At 42.5% G+C, this 24,275-nt stretch carries 16 protein-coding genes; 10 read left to right on the plus strand and 6 right to left on the minus strand.

Annotation, left to right across the window (positions count from 1 at the left end; all coding sequences use genetic code 11):
* Window positions 1-17 precede the first annotated feature (17 nt).
* The 5 genes from HMPREF1535_RS10835 to rsgA all read left to right on the plus strand — a co-directional run bounded on the left by HMPREF1535_RS10835 (window position 18) and on the right by rsgA (window position 5,824).
* The gene (locus HMPREF1535_RS10835; RefSeq protein WP_046146116.1) at window positions 18-1,904 is read left to right on the plus strand and encodes a glycoside hydrolase family 32 protein; all 1,887 of its coding nucleotides are present in this window, start codon (window positions 18-20) and stop codon (window positions 1,902-1,904) included.
* 13 nt (window positions 1,905-1,917) lie between these two features.
* Window positions 1,918-2,787, plus strand: a complete 870-nt coding sequence (locus HMPREF1535_RS10840) for a carbohydrate kinase family protein (RefSeq protein WP_046146117.1) — start codon at window positions 1,918-1,920, stop codon at window positions 2,785-2,787.
* The gene (locus tag HMPREF1535_RS10845) at window positions 2,784-3,950 is read left to right on the plus strand and encodes an MFS transporter (protein ID WP_087880817.1); all 1,167 of its coding nucleotides are present in this window, start codon (window positions 2,784-2,786) and stop codon (window positions 3,948-3,950) included. The genes HMPREF1535_RS10840 and HMPREF1535_RS10845 overlap by 4 nt, the downstream gene beginning before the upstream one ends.
* Before the next feature lie 277 nt (window positions 3,951-4,227).
* A complete protein-coding gene (gene frr / locus HMPREF1535_RS10850) occupies window positions 4,228-4,791 on the plus strand; it encodes a ribosome recycling factor (protein WP_009859937.1) in 564 nt (187 codons plus the stop codon).
* Between the two features lie 100 nt (window positions 4,792-4,891).
* Complete coding sequence (rsgA, locus tag HMPREF1535_RS10855) at window positions 4,892-5,824, plus strand: ribosome small subunit-dependent GTPase A (RefSeq protein WP_046146118.1); 933 nt, start codon at window positions 4,892-4,894, stop codon at window positions 5,822-5,824.
* Here the strand turns inward: rsgA and dgt are convergent.
* Window positions 5,821-7,146 (minus strand): dGTP triphosphohydrolase, encoded by a 1,326-nt coding sequence (dgt, locus tag HMPREF1535_RS10860; protein ID WP_046146119.1) that lies wholly within the window; start codon window positions 7,144-7,146, stop codon window positions 5,821-5,823. The genes rsgA and dgt overlap by 4 nt on opposite strands.
* Window positions 7,147-7,539: 393 nt before the next feature.
* On the opposite strand from dgt, the gene HMPREF1535_RS10865 reads away from it, so the two are divergent.
* Both HMPREF1535_RS10865 and HMPREF1535_RS10870 read left to right on the plus strand, forming a co-directional pair.
* On the plus strand, window positions 7,540-10,578 hold the full coding sequence (locus HMPREF1535_RS10865) for a SusC/RagA family TonB-linked outer membrane protein (RefSeq protein WP_046146120.1): 3,039 nt from the start codon (window positions 7,540-7,542) through the stop codon (window positions 10,576-10,578).
* A 12-nt stretch (window positions 10,579-10,590) separates the two neighbouring features.
* Window positions 10,591-12,249 (plus strand): SusD/RagB family nutrient-binding outer membrane lipoprotein, encoded by a 1,659-nt coding sequence (locus HMPREF1535_RS10870; protein WP_010800809.1) that lies wholly within the window; start codon window positions 10,591-10,593, stop codon window positions 12,247-12,249.
* A gap of 69 nt (window positions 12,250-12,318) precedes the next feature.
* Here the strand turns inward: HMPREF1535_RS10870 and HMPREF1535_RS10875 are convergent, their stop codons facing one another.
* The 5 genes from HMPREF1535_RS10875 to HMPREF1535_RS10895 all read right to left on the minus strand — a co-directional run bounded on the left by HMPREF1535_RS10875 (window position 12,319) and on the right by HMPREF1535_RS10895 (window position 18,062).
* The gene (locus HMPREF1535_RS10875) at window positions 12,319-12,924 is read right to left on the minus strand and encodes an L-threonylcarbamoyladenylate synthase (protein ID WP_046146121.1); all 606 of its coding nucleotides are present in this window, start codon (window positions 12,922-12,924) and stop codon (window positions 12,319-12,321) included.
* 23 nt (window positions 12,925-12,947) lie between these two features.
* Window positions 12,948-13,805: an enoyl-ACP reductase FabI gene (locus HMPREF1535_RS10880; protein WP_046146122.1), complete on the minus strand. Its 858-nt coding sequence runs from the start codon at window positions 13,803-13,805 to the stop codon at window positions 12,948-12,950.
* Window positions 13,806-13,963: 158 nt separating this feature from the next.
* Entirely contained in the window at window positions 13,964-16,429 is a 2,466-nt protein-coding gene (locus HMPREF1535_RS10885; protein ID WP_046146123.1) for a bifunctional UDP-N-acetylmuramoyl-tripeptide:D-alanyl-D-alanine ligase/alanine racemase, read from the minus strand.
* Window positions 16,430-16,432: 3 nt separating this feature from the next.
* Window positions 16,433-17,419 carry a GSCFA domain-containing protein gene (locus HMPREF1535_RS10890; protein WP_046146124.1) on the minus strand — a complete coding sequence of 329 codons (987 nt, stop codon included), beginning with the start codon at window positions 17,417-17,419 and terminating at the stop codon, window positions 16,433-16,435.
* A gap of 1 nt (window position 17,420) precedes the next feature.
* Entirely contained in the window at window positions 17,421-18,062 is a 642-nt protein-coding gene (locus tag HMPREF1535_RS10895; protein ID WP_009859928.1) for an HU family DNA-binding protein, read from the minus strand.
* 660 nt (window positions 18,063-18,722) lie between these two features.
* Here HMPREF1535_RS10895 and HMPREF1535_RS10905 point away from each other — a divergent pair.
* The 3 genes from HMPREF1535_RS10905 to HMPREF1535_RS10915 all read left to right on the plus strand — a co-directional run bounded on the left by HMPREF1535_RS10905 (window position 18,723) and on the right by HMPREF1535_RS10915 (window position 23,838).
* On the plus strand, window positions 18,723-21,851 hold the full coding sequence (locus HMPREF1535_RS10905) for a DUF6383 domain-containing protein (RefSeq protein WP_046146126.1): 3,129 nt from the start codon (window positions 18,723-18,725) through the stop codon (window positions 21,849-21,851).
* A 309-nt stretch (window positions 21,852-22,160) separates the two neighbouring features.
* Entirely contained in the window at window positions 22,161-22,739 is a 579-nt protein-coding gene (locus tag HMPREF1535_RS10910) for an RNA polymerase sigma-70 factor (RefSeq protein WP_010800805.1), read from the plus strand.
* A 64-nt stretch (window positions 22,740-22,803) separates the two neighbouring features.
* On the plus strand, window positions 22,804-23,838 hold the full coding sequence (locus tag HMPREF1535_RS10915) for a FecR family protein (RefSeq protein WP_046146127.1): 1,035 nt from the start codon (window positions 22,804-22,806) through the stop codon (window positions 23,836-23,838).
* Window positions 23,839-24,275: the final 437 nt, after the last annotated feature.

Below are 24,275 nucleotides of genomic sequence, written 5' to 3' on the forward strand. Positions count from 1 at the left end.
AATTAATCTATTATCATATGAAAGCAACGATTTTGAATAACAGTAAGAATTTTCTGATGGGCTGTGCCGTATCAGTAAGCCTGGCCGCTTGCCAGTCCGCCTCTAAAGAAGGATTTACTTTGGAGCAGCAGGGCGATACACTAACGTTTGTCCATATTACGAATCCGGCCAAATACCTCTTGTTGCCGGTGGAAGAACATACCGGTGAAGGGCAGGTGTGTCTTGTGACGGGGAATCCGGCGGATACGGATATGGATATCCGTCTGGCTAAAAAGGAAACGGATTATTTCGTCCCTTTCGAACTGCCTGCCGGAGCAAAAGAGGCGGTTGTCCGTATCCGCAAAACGCCGAAGGATGCCGTATGCTGGAAAGAGATGAAACTCTCCGACACGTTCGATACGACCAACCGTGATAAATTCCGTCCTCTTTATCACCATACTCCGTTGTATGGTTGGATGAATGATGCGAACGGACTGGTTTATAAGGATGGCGAATATCATCTTTACTTTCAGTATAATCCTTACGGTTCGGTATGGGGAAATATGCATTGGGGGCATTCCGTAAGCCGTGACCTGGTTCATTGGGAACATCTTCCGGTTGCCCTGGCCCGTGATACGATGGGGCATATCTTTTCCGGCAGTTCCGTTGTGGACAAGGATAATACGGCCGGTTACGGTGCCGGTTCGATCGTCTCCTTCTATACTTCCGCCAGCGATAAGAACGGACAGATACAATGTATGGCTCACAGTAGCGATAACGGGCGTACGTTTACCAAATACGAAAAGAACCCTGTCCTTACCCCGTTCGACGGCCTGAAAGATTTCCGCGACCCGAAAGTGTTCTGGTATGCTCCGGAAAAGAAGTGGGTGATGATTGTGTCGGCCGATAAGGAAATGCGGTTTTATTCTTCCAGGGATTTAAAAGACTGGACGTATATGAGTGCTTTCGGTGACGGGTACGGTGTGCAGCCGAGTCAGTTCGAATGCCCGGATATGGTGCAACTGCCGGTAAACGGGGATTTGAATATCAAGAAATGGGCGCTGATTGTCAATATCAATCCGGGTTGTTTGTTCGGAGGGTCGGCTACGCAGTATTTTATCGGGGATTTCGACGGAACAAAGTTTGTCTGCGATACGAAACCGGAAGTAGTCAAATGGATGGACTGGGGAAAAGACCATTATGCGACAGTCTGCTTTTCCAATACCGGCGACCGTGTCATTGCCGTGCCCTGGATGAGCAATTGGCAGTATGCGAATATTATTCCTACGCAGCAGTATCGTAGTGCCAATGCTTTGCCTCGCGAATTGACCATGTATTCCGAAGGGAAAGAGGTGTATATGGCAGTGAATCCGGTCAGGGAATTGGAATCGCTCAGGAAAGAGACACGCGAGATTCCTGCTTTCACGGTTGAGGCGAATAAAGCTGTCAGCATAGATACGCTGTTTGCCGGAAATGATGGCGCATTCGAGATAAATATGAATGTAGCAACCGGTGAATCGAGTATCGCAGGCTTTCAGTTGGTGAACGGGAAAGGTGAGTATGTGGATATTTATCTGGACCTGAATGCGAAGAAGCTGGTTATGGACAGGGTGCATAGCGGTATCGTGGACTTTGGAAAGAATAGTGTTCCGCATGAAAAGGAAGCACACGATAACCGTATCGCCAACTCCATTAATTATGTGGACGATTTTGCTTTGGCGACCTGGGGACCGTTATCTCCGGCACAGGAACATACGCTTCGGATTTTTGTAGATAAATGCTCTGTCGAAGTCTTCCTCGATGGCGGAAAGGTGGCTATGACCAACCTTGTTTTCCCGAACGAACCTTACAACTGTCTGAACTTTTACAGTAAGGACGGTTCCTGTCGGGTAAATTCGTTGAATATTTATAAATTAGCACTTTAAAAATTGAAATATCATGGAAAAGAATAAACCTGTAGTAGTCGGTATCGGCGAACTCCTTTGGGATGTCCTGCCAACCGGAAAGCGTGCCGGAGGTGCTCCGATCAACTTTGTATATCACGCCACACAAATGGGAGCTGAGGGATATGCCGTCAGTGCAGTAGGAAATGATTTGTCAGGAACGGAAATCGTTCAGGAATTGGAAAAGAACCATATCTCCAACAGCTTGGGAACAGTAGAATATCCAACCGGAAGTGTGATGGTGGAACTGAAGGATGGTATTCCGACCTACACAATCATTGAAGGCGTTGCCTGGGACCATATCCCTCTAACCCAGGAATCTATCGACCTGGTAAAGAGGGCGGATGCCATTTGTTATGGCACATTGGCTTTGCGTTCGCAGGCGTCAAGAGAAACGATCCTGTCTTTATTGTCGTATGCACGTGAAGATGCGTTGCGCTTCTTCGATATCAATATCCGGCAATCGTATTACTCTAAAGAGCTGATTGAAACGTTGTTGCATAAAGCAAATGTCTTTAAGGTGAATGACGAGGAACTGGTATTGCTTCGCAGCATGTGTGATCTGGAAGGTACGGACGAGGAAGTGTGCCGTAAGATGTTGAGGAAATATAACCTCAGATATGTGATTCTGACAGCCGGAAGCGCTTTCAGTTCGATTTATTCGCCGGATGAGCAGTCCACTATCCCGACTCCTAAAGTACAGGTTGTCGATACGGTAGGAGCAGGCGATTCTTTTTCCGGGGCGTTTGTCTATTCTATATTAACAGGGAAATCCCTGCGTGAAGCCCATCAGCTTGCTGTTGAAACGGCCGCTTTTGTTTGTACACAGGAAGGGGCATGGCCTCCTTATCCGAATAAAGAATGATCATGAAAGAAAAAGGTTTATATATAAAGTTGATCCCGGTCATGCTGGCGTTCTTCGCTATGGGATTTGTGGATCTGGTGGGGATTGCTTCCAACTATGTGAAGGCCGATTTGAACCTGACAGATTCGGAGGCGAATATTTTTCCGTCGCTTGTATTCTTCTGGTTTCTGATTTTCTCTGTTCCAACCGGAATGCTGATGAACCGGATCGGACGGAAAAAGACTGTATTACTCAGCCTGTTCGTTACATTCTTCTCTTTGCTGCTTCCAATCTTTGGCGATGGTTATATGCTGATGCTTATTTCCTTTTCTCTGCTGGGTATCGGTAATGCCTTGATGCAGACTTCTTTGAATCCGTTACTCTCGAATATCATCAGTGGGGATAAGTTGGCCAGTAGTCTGACTTTCGGACAGTTTGTAAAGGCTATCGCTTCTTTCCTGGCTCCTTATATCGCGATGTGGGGAGCAACGGCTGCGATTCCTTCTTTCGGCCTGGGCTGGCGGATACTTTTCCCGGTTTATATGGTTGTTGCAGTTATTACAATCCTTTTGTTGGGAGCAACGCAGATAGACGAAGAGAAGCCGGAAGGGAAACCTTCGACATTCGGAGAATGCTTTGCCTTGCTGGGCAAGCCTTTTATTCTGTTGTGTTTTATCGGCATCATGTGCCATGTCGGCATTGATGTCGGAACGAATACAACAGCTCCGAAAATCCTGATGGAGCGTTTGGGAATGGGATTACATGATGCATCGTTTGCCACCAGTCTTTATTTTATCTTCCGTACGGCCGGTTGTTTCCTGGGTGCTTTTATTCTGAGTCGCATGTCGGCCAAGATATTCTTTGGCATCAGCGTTGCAATGATGGCGCTGGCAATGGTCGGATTGTCTTTGTTCCACGGCAAAGAGATCATATATATATGTATAGGGTTGATTGGATTCGGAAATTCGAACGTGTTCTCGATCATCTTTTCGCAGGCAATCCAGTCCATGCCCCAGCGTAAGAACGAGATATCCGGGTTGATGATTATGGGGTTGTTCGGAGGTACTGTCTTTCCCCTTTTCATGGGCTTCCTGTCGGATGCAATGGCTTCGCAGTTGGGGGCGGTGATTGTGCTGAGTGTGGGCGTTCTCTATCTGATGTTACTTTGTCCGAAGCTTAAGTGATAAAGCATCCCTTATGAGGTAATGAGAATATCATATATTGTAATATAACTGTATCATAATATATGATATTTTATTTTTATAATATATGATATCTTAGTATCATAATATATGATACAAATTTTCTTTCTGGATTGCTTTGTCGATTTCTTCGGAGTCGCAAGTTTATGCTACGCTTTCAGTTGAATTATAGTGCTAAAAAAGTAATTTGTTTGCTAGGTTCAAAAACTTTACTACTTTTGTTTATCGAAAAAAACAGAAAACAAAATATCAATCAGTTATGGCAGATATCAAGCAGTATGTAAAGTCAGCAGAAGAGAAAATGACGTTCGCAATCGATTATCTTGACGAACAGTTGGCTCATATCCGTGCCGGAAAGGCTAATCCGAAGATCCTTGACGGAGTGAAGGTTCCTTATTACGGAGGTCTTGTTCCTCTGACTAACGTGGCTTCGGTAAATACACCGGATGCAAAAACGATTATCATTACTCCGTGGGAAAAGCCGCTTATCAAAGAGATTGAAAAGGCAATCATGAACTCGGAAGTAGGTATCACTCCTGAAAATAACGGTGAAATAATCCGTCTGGGGATTCCTCCTCTGACAGAAGAACGCCGTCGCACGTTGGCTAAACAATCCAAACAGGAAGCCGAAACGGCAAAAATCAGTGTTCGTAATGCGCGTCGCGATGCGATCGAGGCAATAAAGAAAAGTGTGAAAGCCGACGGAACTCCTGAAGATGTGGCAAAAGATGCGGAAGCGGAAGTTCAGAAGGTGCACGATAAATTTATAAAGAAAGTAGATGACCTCTACGCTGCTAAAGAAAAAGAAATAATGACAGTATAAATAATTGAAAATTGAGAATTGAGAATTGAAAATTACTTTGACGCGTATCGTCCGGTAGTTTGTTCAATTCTCAATTTTCAATTTTTAATTTTTAATTAATATGAAGGGACTGGTAATAAAGAATACAGGTAGCTGGTATACCGTACGCACCGATGACGGGCGTGATGTGGAAAGTAAGGTAAAAGGAAATTTCCGTTTAAAGGAGATACGCAGCACAAATCCTGTCTCTGTCGGTGACCGGGTTGATATCGATATCAATAATGAAGGTACCGCGTTTATTACCAAGATAGAAGACCGTAAGAACTATATTATCCGGCGGGCTTCCAACTTATCTAAACAGTCGCATATTATTGCGGCCAATCTCGATCAGGCCATGCTGATCGTAACTGTCAATTATCCGATTACTACAACTGTTTTTATCGATCGTTTTCTGGCCACGGCTGAGGCTTATGGTGTGCCGGTAAAGTTGGTTTTCAATAAAATCGACCGTTATAAAGGGGAAGATAAGGAATATCTCGACGCCTTGATTAATTTATACACAACGATCGGTTATCCCTGTTCTACCCTATGTGCTAAAATGGAAGAAGGTCTCGATGCGCTAAAGGCGGAGTTGAAAGATAAGATAACTCTTTTATCCGGCCATTCGGGAGTCGGGAAATCAACGATTATCAATAAGTTAGTTCCCGGCGTTAATCTCCGGACCGGCGATATCTCCGAATATCATAATAAAGGGATGCATACGACAACTTTCTCTGAAATGATCCCGCTGCCGGAAGGAGGCTACCTGATTGATACCCCTGGAATCAAAGGGTTTGGCACGATAGAGATGGAGACTGCTGAAATCTCCCACTATTTTCCGGAGATATTTAAATTCTCCGAAGATTGCCGGTTCAACAACTGTAGCCATCGTCATGAACCGGGGTGTGCTGTTTTGCAAGCTCTTGAAGATCACTATATCAGCGAGTCCCGCTATAAGAGCTATCTCAGTATCCTGGAAGATAAAGAAGAAAGCAAATATAGGGAAGAGTATTAAACGGCCGGGAGGCTCATCCCTGTGATCTTGCGGTATAGGTCGAGTGCATAAACATCCGTCATTCCTGAGATATAATCAAGTACACATTGTATTTTGCCATAAGTTGTTGGTGCATTCGTGTCATATTGTTCCGGGATGCGCTGCAACAATAATTTACTATATGCATGGCTCTGATTCATGACAGCTTCTGTCAGACTGTCAATCAGGTGGCTGAAAATATGGTAACCGGCCAGTTCTATGTCGAGTACTTCTTTGGCGCGGTAAATCTTTTTGTAAGCCGTTTTTGAACAGGTGGCATAGGCTTGTTTGGCTTGTTCTCCTATCTGCTCTATCAAAGGGGTATTATAGGTTCCATCAAGTATCCCGTCTTCATTTTCAAGGAAGACACGCGAACATTCATCTACCAGTAGTCCGATGATGCAGGAGCGTAGATAGGCGATCTGTTCGTTTGTATCGTCCACCATTTTCATGACGCGGATGATATGGTTCAGTCGTTCTCCTTCAAAAAAGTTGAGCAATAGCTGGATAGCTTCTTCTGTCGTAAGGATATGTAGTTTGCAGGCATCTTCTATATCCATAATCTGATAACAGATATCGTCGGCTGCTTCTACCAGATAAACCAGCGGGTAACGGACAAATTTATTCTTGTCTTCAGGATTGTGGTTTATTCCCAATTCGGTAGCTATGCGCATATAGGTTTCTTCTTCCGACTGGAAAAAACCGAACTTCCCTTTTTTACCTGAATGAACCGATGCATAAGGATATTTGACGATAGAGGCCAATGTACTGTAAGTTAAAGCAAATCCGCCTTTTCTCCGGCCGATAAACTGATGAGTAAGCAGGCGCATAGCATTGGCATTGCCCTCAAAATGAAGAAAGTCTTCCCAACGGCCACCAGCAGAACGAATTTCATCTTCCAGATAACTGCCGTTCCCTTCCAGGAAGTAAGCGGAAATAGCTCTCTCTCCGGAATGTCCGAATGGCGGGTTACCCATGTCGTGAGCCAGGCAGGCTGCGGAAACAATGGAACCTATTTCCGGAAAGTTAATACTTCCGTCGGGATATTTTTGCATCAATCCCTTTGCTACATTATTACCTAACGAACGACCTACACAGGAAACTTCCAGGCTATGTGTCAGACGATTGTGGACAAAGATACTGCCCGGCAAAGGAAATACCTGCGTCTTGTTCTGTAACCTGCGGAAGGGGGAGGAGAAGATCAAACGGTCATAATCCCGCTGGAAGTCTGTACGTTCATGTTTACGTTCATGATATTCTTCCATTCCGAAACGTTTACCTGATAATAATTGGGTCCAGTTCATATTGCTATATTAATAATGTAATAATTACAAAGGTAGGCATTTTGGAAGACAATAGGAATATGAAGGTTTCAAATAAATATTTTATTACGGAGTTCTACCAGAACTCTGTCTATTTGCTACAAACAAATGTTAATACCGATGCGAGTGTGCTGGGAAACGCGATATTATTGTGTTAATATAAATAAAAATAATGATCTTTATTCAAACAATTATTGCTTATTTTGGTTATAATTTAATAGATTTACAACCGGATAAACGCAATGCTATATAAGTTCTGGTAGAACTTAGTTCTTGTTTTGGCTGTATGTATGTAAATGTTAAACCTGTTATTTAACTTTAGGATAAAGTGTTATGGAAATTTTCATTATTAATTCACCTAAACAATCTGACTTTATGAGGAAGAGCTTTGTTATGTTGGTACTATTCTGCATTGGGATATGTACAAATGTGCTGTGGGCACAAGGAAAAGTAAGCGGTGTTGTGATGGACAAAGAACTGAATGAGCCTCTTGCTGGCGTAAATGTTCTACAAAAGGGTACGACTATTGGAACTGTAACTGATTTCGATGGAAAGTATTCTCTGGAAGTTGGTGAAAATGCAATTCTGGTATTTTCTTATTTGAGTATGAAAACAGTGGAAGAACCGGTTAATGGACGTTCTGTTGTTAATGTTTCTATGGTTTCCGATTCTGAACAATTGGGCGAAGTTGTTGTAACTGCCATGGGTATCAAACGCGAATCGAAAACGTTGTCATATGCAGCCCAGACTGTTGGCGGCAAAGACTTGAATGAAATTAAGAACGTAAACATGATCAACTCTTTACAGGGTAAGAGTGCCGGTTTGCAGATCACTCCGAACTCTACCGGTGCGGGTGGTGCTTCCAAGATCCTGTTTCGTGGTAACAAATCTATTAATGGTAGCAACCAACCGTTGATTGTGGTAGACGGGGTGCCTTTGATGATGAATGTGTCTGATTCACAGGTAAACAGTAATTATGGTGGAGGTCGTGATGGTGGTGATGCCATGTCTACGATCAATCCGGACGATATTGCTCAGATAACTTTATTGAAAGGTGCTTCTGCGGCGGCTTTGTATGGTGCTGTGGCTGCCAACGGTGCAATTATGATTACTACTAAATCGGCATCGTCGGGTAAAGTGTCGATCGATGTATCGAGCAATACAACAGTGGAAACAGTTGCTTCGTTGCCTAAGTTCCAGAATTCTTACGGAATGAGCAATGAGGGTACATTCAGTTGGGGGGACAAATTGTCGACTACTGCTCCAAATTATGCAAAAGATTTCTATCAGACTGGTTTCACTACCAACAATTCAATTGCTTTGAGTGGTGGTAATGAACACATCTCTTCTTATTTTTCTTATGCGAATGTAGCTTCTCACGGTGTAACACCGAAAAATACCTATATGAGTCATAACCTGTTGGCTAAAGTCGGTTTCCACCTATGGAAGAAAGTTCATATTGATGTAAGTGCCCGCTATAATAATCAGGATATTGAAAACCAGGCAGCAGCCGGTTTTCTGGGTAATCCGGTTACCGGTGCTTATTTGTTCCCGAGAGGAGAAGACTGGGATCATTACAAAAATAATTACGAGGTGTATAAACCTTCTTTGAACGCAAATGTCCAGAACTGGACGAATGTTGCCCAGGAACAATTCTCCAACCCTTACTGGATGGTGAACCGTCAGAAACCGACTTCAAACCGTAACCGTTATGAATTCGGAGGTAGTGTTAAATATGATATTATGGAAGGTCTTTCCGTTACCGGCCGTTTGCGTTACGAACGTGGTGATGAGAAATGGATATATAATGAATATGCTTCCAGTACAGGCGGACGTAACCAGATGGGTACCATGAAGGATTCCCGTATTTTCAGTGAGCAGATGTATGGAGATATTCTGGCAAGCTATAATAAGAGCTGGGAAGATACTTATACTTTATCGGTGACAGCTGGTAGCAGTTTTACGAAAACAACTGGTTCCAGTGTTGATTTGATCGGTTGGGGTGACTCCAAGTTCTCGGTTGTAGATGGCAAACCGACTGGTAGTGCTTATTATCCGAATATCTTCTCTCCGGCTAACTATTACCGGATGACTACGACTGAATCATTGAAAGAAAAACGTTTGAATTCTGTATTCGCGACTGCTCAGTTCGGTTATATGGAAGGTTTGTTCCTGGATGTAACTGCTCGTAATGACTGGTCTTCTGCTTTGGCATATACGGATGGTGTTTCTTTCTTCTATCCGTCAGTAGGTGCCAGTGCTTTACTGGATAAGTTTATTGACTTTGGCAAGAATGTTAATATGTTTAAGTTGCGTGCTTCTTACTCAATGGTAGGTAATGACGTTCCTATTTTTATGACGAATCTGCGTTATGAGTTGGGTGACCAGGGATCTTTGACGCCTCCCGAAAATGCACCGTTCAAAACATTGAAACCGGAAAAGACAAATTCTCTGGAAGTTGGTTTTGACGGAACATTCCTACAGAATCGCCTGGATGTGAACCTTACGTATTATAAGACAAATACAAAGAACCAGTTCTTCTCAATCTCAGCTCCCTGGGAAACAGGTCTGAGAAACCGTTATGTAAATGCCGGTAATGTGCAGAACCAGGGTTTTGAAATTGGCTTGGGTTGGCATAATCAGTTTACCGATCATTTTAGCTGGAGTACAAACTTCAACTTTGCTTATAACGAGAATGAGATTAAGGAATTAGTAGATGAACTACCTGACGGTTTGACTCTGGCTGATTATGGCGGAGCAAAAGTGATCCTGAAGGAAGGTGGCCATTATGGTGACTTGTATGTTCGTCAGATCAAGAGAGATGACAACGGTAAACCTGTTGTTTCTGAAAACGGTGCTCCCCAGTTGGGTGGTGACGGTATTCAGGATCTGAAATATGTCGGTGATATGAATGCTAAAGTAAATATGGGTTGGACCAATACATTCCACTATAAAGATTTCACTTTGTCATTCCTGATCGATGCAAAGGTGGGTGGTAAAGTAATGTCAATGACTGAAGCTACGTTGGATGGTTGGGGTGTTTCCGAACGCTCTGGTGCTGCCCGCGATAATGGTGGTGTTGTGTTTGAAGGAGTAACTTTTGATCCTCAGAAATTCTATTCCGTAGTAGGTGCAACAAACTTCAATTCGCAGTATGCTAATGAGTTGTATGTTTACGATGCAACGAATGTCCGTTTGCGTGAGTTGTCTTTCGGATATACGTTCCGTAACCTTTTCGGTATCGGAAAGAATCTGAATGCGTCTTTGATTGCCCGTAACCTGTTCTTCTTCTACAAAGATGCTCCGATGGATCCGGATGTATCTGCCGGTACCGGAAACGGTTGGCAAGGGGTTGATATGTTTGCGTTGCCTTCTTCCCGTAGTGTTGGTCTTAATCTGAAATTAAACTTCTAATCTTGATTATCTATGAAATTAAATATATTATTCAAATATGCAGCCGCTTTGGGCCTGACTATTGCCTGCGGCACGATGATTGTCGGTTGTACTGATAATTTTGAGGAACTGAATACCAATAAATATGAAGTCGATCCGGATAACATGCCGTTTGAGGCTCAGTTCATAGAACCGATTACTTATGTATATGCTCCGCAGCAGAATATGTTCCAGTTTTGGACAAACCTGAGTGTTGATCTGTTTGGCGGTTATTTCATGACCCCTCACAACTTTGGAGGTAACGGGAATGCCGATTATAAATTGAACCGCGGTTTCTGTGGCGGTATGTATGAGAATTTTTATCTGCATATCTTCAATAATACCCGCCGTCTGATCAATGCCTGTGATGAAAAGGGTATCAAAGATTATGCTGCCGTTATGCGTGTTGTCCAGGTTTACGGTATGCTGATGACGACAGATGCTTACGGACCTATTGCCTATCAGTCTGTATTGGATGGCAATGATGTGGCTTTTGCTTATGATACACAGGAAAGTGTTTATAATAGTATGTTCACTTTGCTGGATGAAGCAATAGAAGGTTTCAAAAATGGAACTTCAGCCGCAGCAGACATGCAACAGTTTGATTATTGGTGCAAAGGTGACCGCTCTTTATGGATAAAGGTTGCTAACCAGTTCAAACTGCGTATTGCGATGCGTATTGTAAAAGCGAATCCGACGTTGGCAAAACAGAAAGCGGAAGAAGCGTATCAGGGTGGCGTTCTGACCTCTGCCGATAAAGATATTCTGATTGATCAGGGTTTAAGTAATGAATTGACCCGTATGTTCGAATGGGGAGATTGTGGTGTCAATGCATCTTTGGTAACTATTATGGAAGGTTATAAGGACCCTCGTACACCGTTGTATATAACGAAGAATACTCAGGAAATTGTAGCCGAAGACGGATCTAAAATAGCTGTAGATACTAAGTATCTGGGCATACGTGCGGGTTGTGAATTACCTTCGAAGCCGAATAAATGGGGTGGTTTCTCAAGTGTCGTTTGTTCTTATGCTACTCCGTTCCCGGTAATGAAGGTGGCAGAAGCTTATTTCCTGCGTGCAGAAGGTGCTTTGCGTGGTTGGAGTATGGGTGGTAATGCCAAGGATCTGTATGAAGAAGGTATCCGTATCTCTATTAATAATGAGTTGAAATACAAAAAGGCTTATGTGAATGGAACGGTTGATATATCTGAACAAGATATCGAGAATTACATCAATGGTACTACAACGCAGATTGACTTCGTAGATCCGATTGACTCTAAAAATAGTTATAAAGCAATGAATACAGTGCCGGTTAAATGGAATGATGGTGCAAGCAATGAAGAAAAGCTGCAGCGTATCATTACGCAAAAATGGCTGGCAAACTTCCCGTTGTCTACAGAAGCTTGGGCTGAATATCGCCGTACAGGTTATCCTAAACTGTTCCCGGTTCGTGTTAACAGCAGTAACGGAACAATTGATACGGATGAACAAATTCGCCGTCTGATTTATTCTGAAATTGAAATCAATACAAATAATGCAGAATTACAGAAAGGTATTGATCTGTTGAATCAGGAAAACTCAAGTGGAAAATTTACCGGCGATATTGGCGGTACTCGTGTCTGGTGGGATAAAGCAAATGTGGGGAACTTCTAAATTGCAGATTCTGTTAGATAGTTAAAATAGAAAAAGGCTTCCTGTTTCAATGCAGGAAGTCTTTTTGCTTTATTCTAATATACCTTTCCCTTGGCGTACAATCTCAAACTCATCTGTGGTGCAATCTACAACCGTTGAGGCTTCGAAACCACCGTAACCACCGTCGATAACGATGTCCACCGTATTTTCATACTTTTCATGGATCAGCTCCGGATCAGTCGAATATTCGATCACGTCATCGTCGTCATGAACAGACATGGTCAGAATAGGGTTTCCCAGCTCCTTTACCAGGGTCCGGATAATATTGTTGTCCGGCACACGGATACCGACTTCTTTCCTGTTTTTGTATATTTTCGGCAATTCGCTGCTTGTCGGCAGGATGAAGGTGAAAGGACCGGGCAGGTTTTTCTTCATCAACTTGAAAGCGGAATTGCTTACTTTGGCATATTCGCTCAAATTGGAAAGATCGTAACAGATGATGGAAAGGTTGCTCTTTTGAGGATTGATACCTTTCATCTGACAGATCTTTTCAACTGCGCGGACATTCAATGCATCACAGCCGATCGCATATACTGTGTCGGTCGGGTAAATGACCAGGCCTCCGTCGCGAAGGACGTCGATAACCTTGTCTATTTCCCTCGGATTGGGATTTTCGGGGTATATTTTTATTAGCATAACTGTCAGCTATTTACGGCTGGTTAGCCGTAAATAATATTTCCGTTCTCGTCGGTAAATTCTTCTAATCCTTTGCTGTACTGGTTCATGGCGCGAAGGCTCATGCCCATGCTTGAGAAGCCACCATCGTGGAAAAGGTTCTGCATAGTAACCTTGCGGGTCAGGTCAGAGAACATTACGATGCAGTAATCTGCACATTCTTCGGCCGATGCATTACCCAGCGGACTCATCTTATTGGAGAAATCCATCAGATGATCCATACCTTTCACTCCGCTACCGGCTGTTGTCAGGGTCGGCGACTGAGAGATCGTATTGATACGTACTCCTTTTTCGCGTCCGTAAATATAACCGAAGCTGCGTGCAATCGATTCCAGCAGGCTCTTGGCATCCGCCATGTCGTTGTAACCGAAGAAAGTACGCTGTGCTGCCACATACGATAAAGCAAGTACCGAACCGCAATCGGCGATAGCATCCTGCTTTTTGGCTACCTGGAGCATCTTGTGGAAAGAGACGGCGGATATATCCAATGTCTTTCCCAGCATATCGTAATCCAGGTCATCGTATGTACGTTTTTTGCGCACATTCGGACTCATACCGATAGAGTGCAATACGAAATCTATTTTTCCTCCCAGTATTTCTACTGATTTTGAGAATACCATTTCCAGATCTTCCACGCTAGTGGCATCTGCCGGCAGCACTTCTGCGTTCAGCTTTTTAGCCAGGGCGTCGACTTCACCCATACGTACGGCAACCGGCGTATTACTTAATGTAATAGTTGCCCCTTCTTCCACAGCCTTTTCTGCCACTTTCCAGGCAATCGACATCTCGTTCAGCGCACCGAAGATAATGCCTCTTTTACCTTTCAATAAATTATGACTCATACCTTTATTTAATTTATTTACGGCACAAAAGTACATAAAATGTGCAAGATAAACAATTTATGTCCGGCTTTGCTGCATAACTTGTGGAGAACTTCCCTTAAAAGAAAAAGCCCGGACGCATATTTCTGCATCCGGGCCTCCTGTTATTTGTCGGAAAATTATTCCCTGTAATAAACTCTTTTTACCCGTGGAGAAACTGAGGTCAGTATTTCGTAAGGTATAGTTTTCAGTTTGTCGGACAGTTCGCTTACCGGAAGTTCTTCGCCGAAGACGATGACTGGATCGCCTTCCTGGGCGTCAGTGTCGGTCACGTCGATCATGCAGGCATCCATACAGATATTTCCGACGATCGGACAGCGTTTTCCGTTGATGGAGACTTCGCCTCCCCGGTTACTGAAATGACGGTCCAGGCCGTCGGCATAACCGATCGGGATAATGGCGATGCGCGAATCACGGTCCACATAAGTACGGCGGCTGTAACCGATGGAGTCGCCAGCCGGGACATGTTGTATCTGAAGGATGGTGGTACGCAGGGTACTGACATTGCGCAGGCCTTTTATGCCGGAAGCACTTACACCGTATAGTCCGATTCCCAGGCGGACCATATCCATCTGATAGTCCGTGAAACGTTCGATTCCGGCAGAGTTCAGGATATGTTTGATGACTTTATATTCCAGGCCGTTTTCCAGTTCGGCAGCCGCCTGAGTAAATGTATCCAGTTGTTTCTTTGTGAAATCATCGAAGATGGATGAGTCGCTTCCCACCAGATGGGAGAATACAGAACGTGCCGTTACGCCACTTTGTTCTTTCAACCGTTCACAGATGGCCGGGACGTCATCCGGTTGGAATCCCAGACGGTGCATTCCCGTGTCTATCTTGATATGGATCGGGTAGGAGGTGATCCCCCGTCGTTCCGTTTCCTTAATCATGGCATCCAGCAGGCGGAAGCTATATATCTCCGGCTCCAGATTGTTTTCAAACAAGACATTGAAACTGCTGAACTCCGGATTCATTACGATAATAGGGATTGAGATGCCCTCTTTACGAAGTTCTGCTCCTTCATCGGCAACGGCAACGGCCAGGTAATCGCAACGATGTTCCTGTAACGTTTTAGCCAGTTCGTATGAACCGGCCCCGTATCCGAACGCTTTTACCATGCAAACCATCTTGGTTTCCGGTTTCAGCTTCGAACGGTAATAGTTGAAGTTATGCACAACCGCGTCCAGGTTTACTTCGAGGATCGTTTCATGCACTTTCTTTTCCAGTAACTCGGAGATACGTTCGAAGTGGAAGTGGCGTGAGCCTTTTATCAGGATCAGTTCGTCTTTGAACTTCTTGAATGTCGGTGATTTGAGAAACTCATCCGTGCTGAGGTAGAATTCCTTTTCGATATCGAATGCACTGCCATATTCTTTCAGATCCCGTCCGATACCGATAATCCGGTCGATGTTTTTACGGCGAACCAGGTCGGCAACCTTTTTGTAAAGCGACTTGGGCAAGGTGCCTGATTGCAGGATATCGGAGAGGATCAACGTACATTTCAGGTTCTTGTCCACATGACGACTCTGCTGGAAGTCGAGGGCGATATCCAGCGAGTTGATATCCGAGTTGTATGTGTCGTTGATCAGCATGCAATTGTTGATGCCTTGCTTCACGTCCAGGCGCATGGCGACAGGCTCCAACCGGGCAAATTTATTGGCATCATTTACGCTGGTCGGCTTCAGATAAAGCATTACTGCCAGGCAATGGATCACATTTTCGATGGAAGCATCGTCGGTGAAAGGAATGACGTATTTCTGAGTCAGCCCGAGCAGTGTGCAAAGGATAACTGTTTCTTTCTCTTTCTTTTCGATCTTTTCGATATAAAGCGGTGCATCCGAGTCTGTCCGGCTCCAGGCAATCGCCTTATGTGAAAGGCAGGCCGATTCGATACAGTTGGATATAAACGCATCATCCCCGTCATATATAATGGCTTCGCATTCATTGAACAAAGTCAGTTTCTCCAGGCATTTCTGCGTGGTGGAAATGAAATTTTCCTGATGTGCTTCTCCGATATTGGTAATAACACCGATAGTCGGTGAAATGATCGGGCGCAGGTTTTCCATCTCATCCGGTTGGGAAATGCCGGCTTCAAAGATTCCCAGCGTATTCTTGTCGCTTATTTGCCAGACGGACAGCGGCACGCCCAACTGTGAATTGTAACTGCGCGGCGAGCGGACAATGTTGAATTCCTTGTGCAATAGTTGATAAAGGAACTCCTTTACAATCGTTTTCCCGTTACTGCCTGTAATGCCGATCACCGGGATATTGAACTGTTTCCGGTGATGGGTAGCCAGTTTCTGAAGAGCTTTCAACGTATCTTTTACCACCAGGAAATTTGCTTCTCCGAGCGATTCGAACTCCGGAAGCATTTCGCTCACTACAAAATTGCGGACGCGCAGTTTGTAGAGTTCCTTTATATATCTGTGTCCGTCGTTGGTCTTTGTCTTAAGGGCAAAGAAGAGACTTTGTTCCGGAAAAGAAAGCCGGCGACTGTCAGTCAGCAAAATGCTGATGGTGCTATCCTGCAAGTTATTTGCCTGCGCACCGATAATTCTGACGATTTCTTTTATTGAGTATTCCATTCTTTACATTAGTTTAGACTTTATTATTTCCATCTCTTTTGTACTATCAAAGGAAGGAAATTTCTCGTTAATTCGTTCCATCTTTAACAAAGTTTGCGAGATGAAGCGTTTATAGGCTTCACTTTCGGGTTGAAACGGGCGATGATTAATAGCCTTTTGGATCTCTGCCCATTCTTTAAGAAAGCCTTTCGTTTCATCGGATAAGAAATTTTCTGTAAAACGTTGCCAAATATAATCAACAGCGAGTTCCGAAGGATGCAACATATCGGTTGCATAGAAGCGGTAATCGCGCAGCTCATCCATCATGATTTCGTAGGCGGGGAAGTAAGCGATCCGTTCCGGATAGGCCGCCTGGAGCGCATCGGCTGCCAGTAGCAAAGTTGCCTTACTGAGTTGATTGCCATGTGCCCCGTCCTTCCAGTGGCGTATCGGACTGACGGTGAAAAGTATCTTCAGGTCCGGGCATTGTTCCCATAAGGAGAGCAACAACTCCTTCCATTCCGACACAATCTCCGCCACGGATAGCATCGAGCGGTCAAACATTTTCTCCGGTAGCTTATGGCAGTTTGCTACCACCTGGCCGGAGCTTTTCAGCCGGTAGACATAGGCAGTCCCCAGTGTGATCACCATATATCCGGTTTTCCTGATTTCTTGTGCCGAGGCAAACAGCCTGTCGTTAATATTTTCCAAACACTCTTTTTCCGAGGTGGAAGAGAAACGACTGTGGTGCGTAAAACTATGATATACGCCTTCGTGCCGGAATAAATCATCCTCGGTAAACCGCTCCGGATGCAGCAGCATTCGCAATGCGGCAGCGATGGATGCCGGATTATAGAGTGTTCCGAACGGATTAATATCGACATTGAACTTGTTCTCAGCCAGCTTCGCCCCGATATTTTCCGCAAAACAGGAACCGAGCAGTAAGATGCGTTCCTGCCAGGAAAACCGGAAAGGAGGCTTGGGTATTTTGATAGCGGTGTATAGTTCCATATTATTCCGTTGGGTCGTTAGGTAACGGGCCGGCTGTTGGTTGCTGGGGCGAACGCCTGGTGTAGAAAGCTCGTTTTCCGCACCAGCTCTTTTGTATCTGATTGTCTTCAAGCAGCTGTTCCAGATCTTTTTTAGTCTTTTGCCGCGTGCATTGGTTCAGGCTGGCAGCAACTGTCAGATTGATTGTCCCATAGTTTTTTATATACCACAGGATACGTTTCTGCCGGATATCGGCATTGTAGTTTTTTTTCTCGCTGGTCCCTTCCCGCCGTTCGATACGAACGCCCCGGAAACGTTTCTTCAACTCCGGATCAGCACGGAACTCCACGTTCTTAAACTCAATGGATGCCGAGCGTATATCTTTTTTGTTTTCCACCTGCTGCTTGCATCTCAGCGTCACTGAAAACGTACCGATCCCTTCCAGATGTACGCTCTGGCTATTACTGAGACAGAAGTACAACCGATCGCTGATTGCCTTGATTGCCCCTTTGATATCGGCCGTCGTGAAAGTGCTCATGCTCTCGATCATCCGCGCCAGTTCGTTGGTATTGACGGTCTGGATATTGATAGCTCTGGCATGTAACGTCGGCTTCTCTTCCCCATTTCTGGGGGGATTGGCAAATAAGTCGTATTCAATACTCATATTCCTCCTGATATTTAAGGTTTAACGTCATGACTATTAAGGATTTTTCTCCCTAATCTTATTTATGAAACAATTTCTTTCCATAAATGTAAGGTTAGGAATACAAATATGTAAAGAATGCTTTACTTTTCTGTAATGTGTTCCTTCCGTATTTAAAAGTCCGTACCAAAGGTAATAAATCTCCTGATATAAAGAATTAATTATTCGGTACTTTTTCTTAGTTCTAGTAGGATTATTGGGTATGTGTTGTAAAGTGCTGAAAGAAAAGCTATATAGTTATATATTAATGTACGCCCGTACATTAATATTATTGAGTAAAAAATGTGTGAAAAAATAGAGTGTAATTGGTTGATTAATAAAGTGGCGATTGAGAAAAAGCCGTGGCGAAATAAAACGTTCCTTTTTTCTCGTCAACAAAAGTAAGAATTAGTTTCATACCAACCATTCTTTTTAAGATATTTTTTATCTGTCTATATGCTTTCTTATCAATCGAATAGCAAACAATGTACAAAACAGGGCCTTTCACAAACGAAAGGAAAGCCCCCAAAAAAAATGGCGAGATTAAAGGAACGTTTAAACTCGCCATTTATTAAGAAAGCGAGGCGTTTCAATTGTGAATTGAACTTATTACACTTTAGTATTAATATTAAATTTTAAATTATGAACAAAAAGTTTTCTACTCTTTTGGCAGGTGTAGCATTGTTAGGTGCAACATCTGTTTTTGCAGCAGACAACGTTACTTCTTTAGTTGAAGGAACCAATAGTGGTTTGTATCAATTGGTTGTAGGTGATGGTACTGCTCGTGATCAGTTTTTGTCGGTTAATGCTGACGGAAAGTTGGTCGCTGTTCCTTCTATTGAAGCAGACAATGTAGCGAGTACTTTGTGGTGTGTTACTGTTACAGAAGAAAATAAGGGAAAAGCACCTTATTTTGACTTTGTAAACAAAGGTGCTGAAGCGTTGCTGGCCATTACAATGGAAGAATTTGCAGTTGGTGCCACAGTAACAACTGTTGCTCCTGAAGTTGGTGGTGAAATCAGTGGCTGGGCATTTTCTTCTACTTATGAAACATTGCAATCTAACAAGTCTTTGTATTCTTATTTTACAACAGACTCTGTTGTTGGTTTTGTCGTTGGTGCTGATAATACAGTAACTTTAAAGAAAGAGTTAGCAAGTAAAGTAGTTGATGGAACTTTTACTTCTTTCTCTTTGGTTGAAGCTGATTCTGTAACTTTGAATGCAACTCAGATCAATACTAAGCTGGGTATCCAGAAGGCAGATGCTGGCGTTACGCTGAAATTTACTCCGGATGCAAACAAAACAAGTTTGAAAAATCCGTTTAGCCAGGAATCTTTCTTAGCTGCTGATGCAGAAGACGGTTTTGTTTATATTACAAGAAAAGCTGATGATAAAGCTTTATTCGTAGATACTGCTTTCATCAACACAACAGGTTCTATGTTCCTTGCATTTAATTATATGGAGGATCTGGATGAGTTGAAAGATAGCGATTTGGAAGGACATGGTCAGTTCTTGTTCACTTATTTCCCGACAAATGACTCTTTGGTTATTCAGGTAAAGAGTATCATTAAAGAACCGACTGCTGGTAGCTGGGCTGCTACGGCTGCTACATCTATCACTGATAATGATGATGATTTCAACTATGTAACAGTTCAGGATTTGGTAAAAGCAGATCAAATTCGTGTCGTAACAATTGGTGAAAAGAAAGAAACTGATATCGTATTAGGTTTCACTTCTTGTAAAGAAAGCGATACAGACAGAGTATCTTTGGAAGACGGTGTATATTTCATCCGCAATGCTAAGACTAATAAATATTACGCATCTCCGATTCATATCGATGGCGCAAAAGAAGAATGGGTGAGCGTTGACGCTGACGAACAGAATGTTGACCACATGCCGGCTTACCAGTGGGTTGTTCTGAAAACTAAAACATCTGAATATTTCGCTGCTACTTCTCCGGTGGAAGTTGCAAACCGTGAATATGCAAGCTTGAATGGAACTTATCAGTTTACTCAGGCTATCGGTTCTTCTAAATATTTCTGTGCAGATCTTGCTGCTGACTCTTTAGTTATTACTAAGATTACAGATGCAAATATCTTAGGAGATGAACATCTTGGTTACAAATATCTGACTGAGGATGAGTTGATGATTACTAACTATGCATTCAACTACTTCAACCCTTACACAATGGAAAAATACATTGCTCAGGTGGCTGGTAGCAACAAATTGAATGTATTGCAGGATACTCCTACTTATTTCGAAATCAAACCGGTTAATGGTAACGTAGCAGCTGATTATGGTTATAAAGTAACAGCAGACGTTAAGAAGAGAATTAAAGGTTTGGCTCAGTTGAAGAGAGAGTCTTATACAATCCACACTAAAAAAGCTGTTATCGCATTAGGTGAAGAAAATAACTTCGTGATCACAGATAAAGTTGCTGCAAGCGAATTCTTCTTCAAAGAAAACAACCAATTGGATGCTACTTGCTATTATGCATTTGTAGATGCTGAAGATGTGAACGCAGATGGTTCATTCAACTTCAAAGCCGGTGTTGCTGACCAGAGTTTGACTGCCCTGTTGCAACAGCAGGTTATCAATGAAGTTAGAACATCTGCTTTCTCTATCGGTTTAACTGACCAACCTCTGTATCGTCGTTTCAACAATGTTAAATTGGATGGCGCTGTAGAAGGTAATGAAGATGCAACTAAGCTCTTGAAGTTCAAAGAAGCATACGTAAACGACTACTTGATGGACGAAACTAACGTAAACTTCAAGCGTGAAGGTATGAGCTACTTAGGTATCGGTGCTGCTAATATTGCTGAAGCTGGTCTGTCATTCAATGTTCGTCCGTACAACATTGGTAAATCTGCACAGTATAATATCAAACCGCAATACTTAATCTATGTAAGCGAAACTGTAAACGAAGGTTCTGAAAACATTCCTTGTGATGCAACTAACCACAAACACATGAATGCTGATGGCGAAGAATGTGGACCGGAAGATTGTATCCACGCAACTCCGGCTGTAGAAGGCTTCAACCGTTACAAACTGTTGGTTAGCTTCGCTGACTCTACAGATACACAAGTTGTTACAGAAAAACAACTTTACAAGTTCGGTAAATATGTTCGTGTAGGTTTTGTAGATGCTGTAGAACAGGATAGCGTAATCTATATCTTGGGCAATACATTTGCAACTGTTGCAACTAAAGATCTGAGCATGGATGATGTTAAGAAAGCTCTTGAAGCTAAGAAGATCTCTTCTATTAACATGAAAGCTACTGTTAAGGAAGACAAACATCACAACTACACTTGGTCATTCCGTTATATCGACCCGACTAAGGCTGCTAACGAAGTAGAAGAAGATCGCGCATTCTTGATCGAATCAAATGCTGTAGCTCCTATAGCTCCGAAGAATGCAGCATGGATCAAGAACCAGAATAACTGCTTGGTATTGTCTGCTATGGATGCTTCTTTCGATGATGCTAAGACTGGTGGTGATGCTGCTTTGATCTTCAACATCGAAAAGGGTGCTGCTGACGATATGGCAACAGACAATGAAAGCATCAGCGCTTCTGAAGTATCAGTAGTTGCAACTAACGGTGCCGTTATCATTAAGGGTGCTGAAGGTAAGACTGTTGCTATCAGCAATGTTCTTGGTCAGACAATTGCTAACACTGTAATCACTTCTAGCGAAGCTACAATCTCTGTTCCTGCAGGTGTAGTTGTAGTAGCTGTTGAAGGTGAAGCTGCTGTTAAGGCAATCGTAAAATAAGATAATTTATAATCAAAAATAAATTCTAAAATTTCCACGAGTTGGAGTCTAGGTGTTGCATGCAACGCCTAGACTATCCATCAATTATCCTGTGATAGGCGAACAAGTGGTTATTAATATTAAGTAATAAAATAAAGTTCTTACTGTAATTTCTCCCGTGAGGAAGGAATACAGAAAAAAACAGCCTCTGCGATCTTGTGTCGTAGAGGCTTTGTTGGTTGCAGTTGTTTTGCATGATAAAATAGGTTGAAAATGAAAAAATGTAATTAATTTAGCTGCCAGGAAATAGTGTTAATACTTGAAATCGATATGGGAAAACTGGATAAACAACAAGAGTACTTTGTTTTGTCTGCTTTGAAGCAAGACAGCAAAGAGGCTTTCTCATTATTGTTTCAGACCTATTATACCGATCTTGTATTGTTCTGCGGGAATTTTATAAAAGACAAAGATTCTTGTGAAGACATTGTTCAATCAATCTTTTTAAAACTTTGGAACGAGAGGAAAAACATACAGATTGAAACTTCTTTGAAATCTTATTTGTTGAAGGCTGTCCGTAACAGTTGTTTTGATGAATTTCGTCATCTTGAAATTGTCCGTCAGTATGAGACGGAGTATGAAAATACAGTACTTGATTCTTACGATACGGAAAATTATGTCTTGTATTCAGATTTGCATGACCATTTGCGTCATGCCTTGGAACAGGTGCCGGAGTTGTATAGGGAAGCTTTTGAGCTGAATCGCTTTGAAGGATTGAAATACAGGGAAATAGCAGAAAAGCTGAATGTATCGGAGCGGACTGTTGAAGTCCGTGTCAGTAAGACTTTGGAATTATTACGGAAATATTTGAAAGATTTCTTCATGCTATTGCTTTCAATAGGTATTCCCTAAAAAAAGTTATAAACCATGTGGGAAATGATTCCCCGGACGTCTTAAATACTATAAAAGAGAAAAAATGACAGACAAAGATCAAATACAACCTATTATCACAGCTTATCTATCCGGTAAAGCAACGGCAGAAGAACGCCGTAAACTGGATGATTGGGTGAAGCAATCTCCTGATAATGACCGATATTATCAGGAAATGCGTAATATATGGCAGGTGATGCACCCCGCTTTTACCCCCTCTGAGATTCATGTATTTGAAGCCGAGAAAAAAGTTTTAGCAAATATCGCAACCACAAGGAGGAATATCGCCCGTACATTAATTATCTATTGGCAACGTATGGCTGCTGTCCTTGTCATCCCTTTGTTGATCATCTGTACTTATTTATTTTTAGAGAAGGATAATGGGGTGTATGATGAGATAGAGTATCAGGAAGTGAAATCACCTCACGGTACTTTCTCTGAAGTCCGTCTGCCGGATGGAACGAATGTCTGGCTGAATGGTGGAAGTACCCTGAAATATCCCTTAACTTTCCGGAAAGGCGAGCGGGATGTTTTCTTGAGTGGCGAAGGATATTTTGAAGTGCATTCGGATAAAGAAAATCCTTTTATCGTAAAAACCGATCAGATAACTCTCCGGGCTACCGGTACGGCTTTTAATGTGGAGGCCTATGGAAGTGATTCTATTACTGCTGTTACTATGGTTAACGGAAAGATAGATGTCGCTTTCGGAAACTCTTCACCTGTTGCTATGGTTCCGGGAGAACGAGCTTCCTTTAATAATCTCACGAAACAATGTCTTATTGCAAAGACTGATCCTTATAAGTGGTATGCCTGGAAAGACGGACTGATGATATTCAGGGATGACCCATTATCGTATGTCTTTAAGCGCCTGGGATTAACTTTTAATGTGAATATAGAATTAAAAGATCCTTCTTTAGCTAATGCACCTTATCGTGCTACTTTTGAATATGAATCGTTGGATGAAATATTGCGTTTACTTGAAATGAGTGCTCCTCTGCATTTCAAGCAGAATAAGAGGGTGAAGGACCGGAATAATGCATATGAGAAGCAAACAATAGAAGTGTATAAAAGAAAAAGGTGATGAAAAATATCACCTTTTTATCTTCCGAATAAAGAAAATCTGATTTTAAATAAAAAAAATGACTTTTCAGTTGTGGTAAAAAACAGCTGAGACGTCTTAGTTATGTATGAAAAGATAATTATTATTTGTTCACTATAAAAATCTGATGCCTATGAAGTAGTCAATTATTAAGATCAATGAGTAAGCAGCTTTAAATAAAAAGGAAAGGTGTGCGAGACCTTTCCTTTGATTGTTTAGCTGTTTAAAAGTTTTTAGTCAACCTTATTTTTCTAACTAAACAAACAAATGTATGAATTCCATTTCGGATAAAAAAATCGAAAGGCTAAGTTTTGCCATTAAAATTTTTCGAGTTATGAGATTATGCTTGTTATTTATAGCTTTAAGTCTAACGCAAGTTTTTGCCTCGGTATCTTATTCTCAATCAACTTCATTGACGC

This window comes from Parabacteroides goldsteinii DSM 19448 = WAL 12034, from assembly GCF_000969835.1.
In the GTDB taxonomy this organism is placed as follows: Bacteria; Bacteroidota; Bacteroidia; order Bacteroidales; family Tannerellaceae; genus Parabacteroides; species Parabacteroides goldsteinii.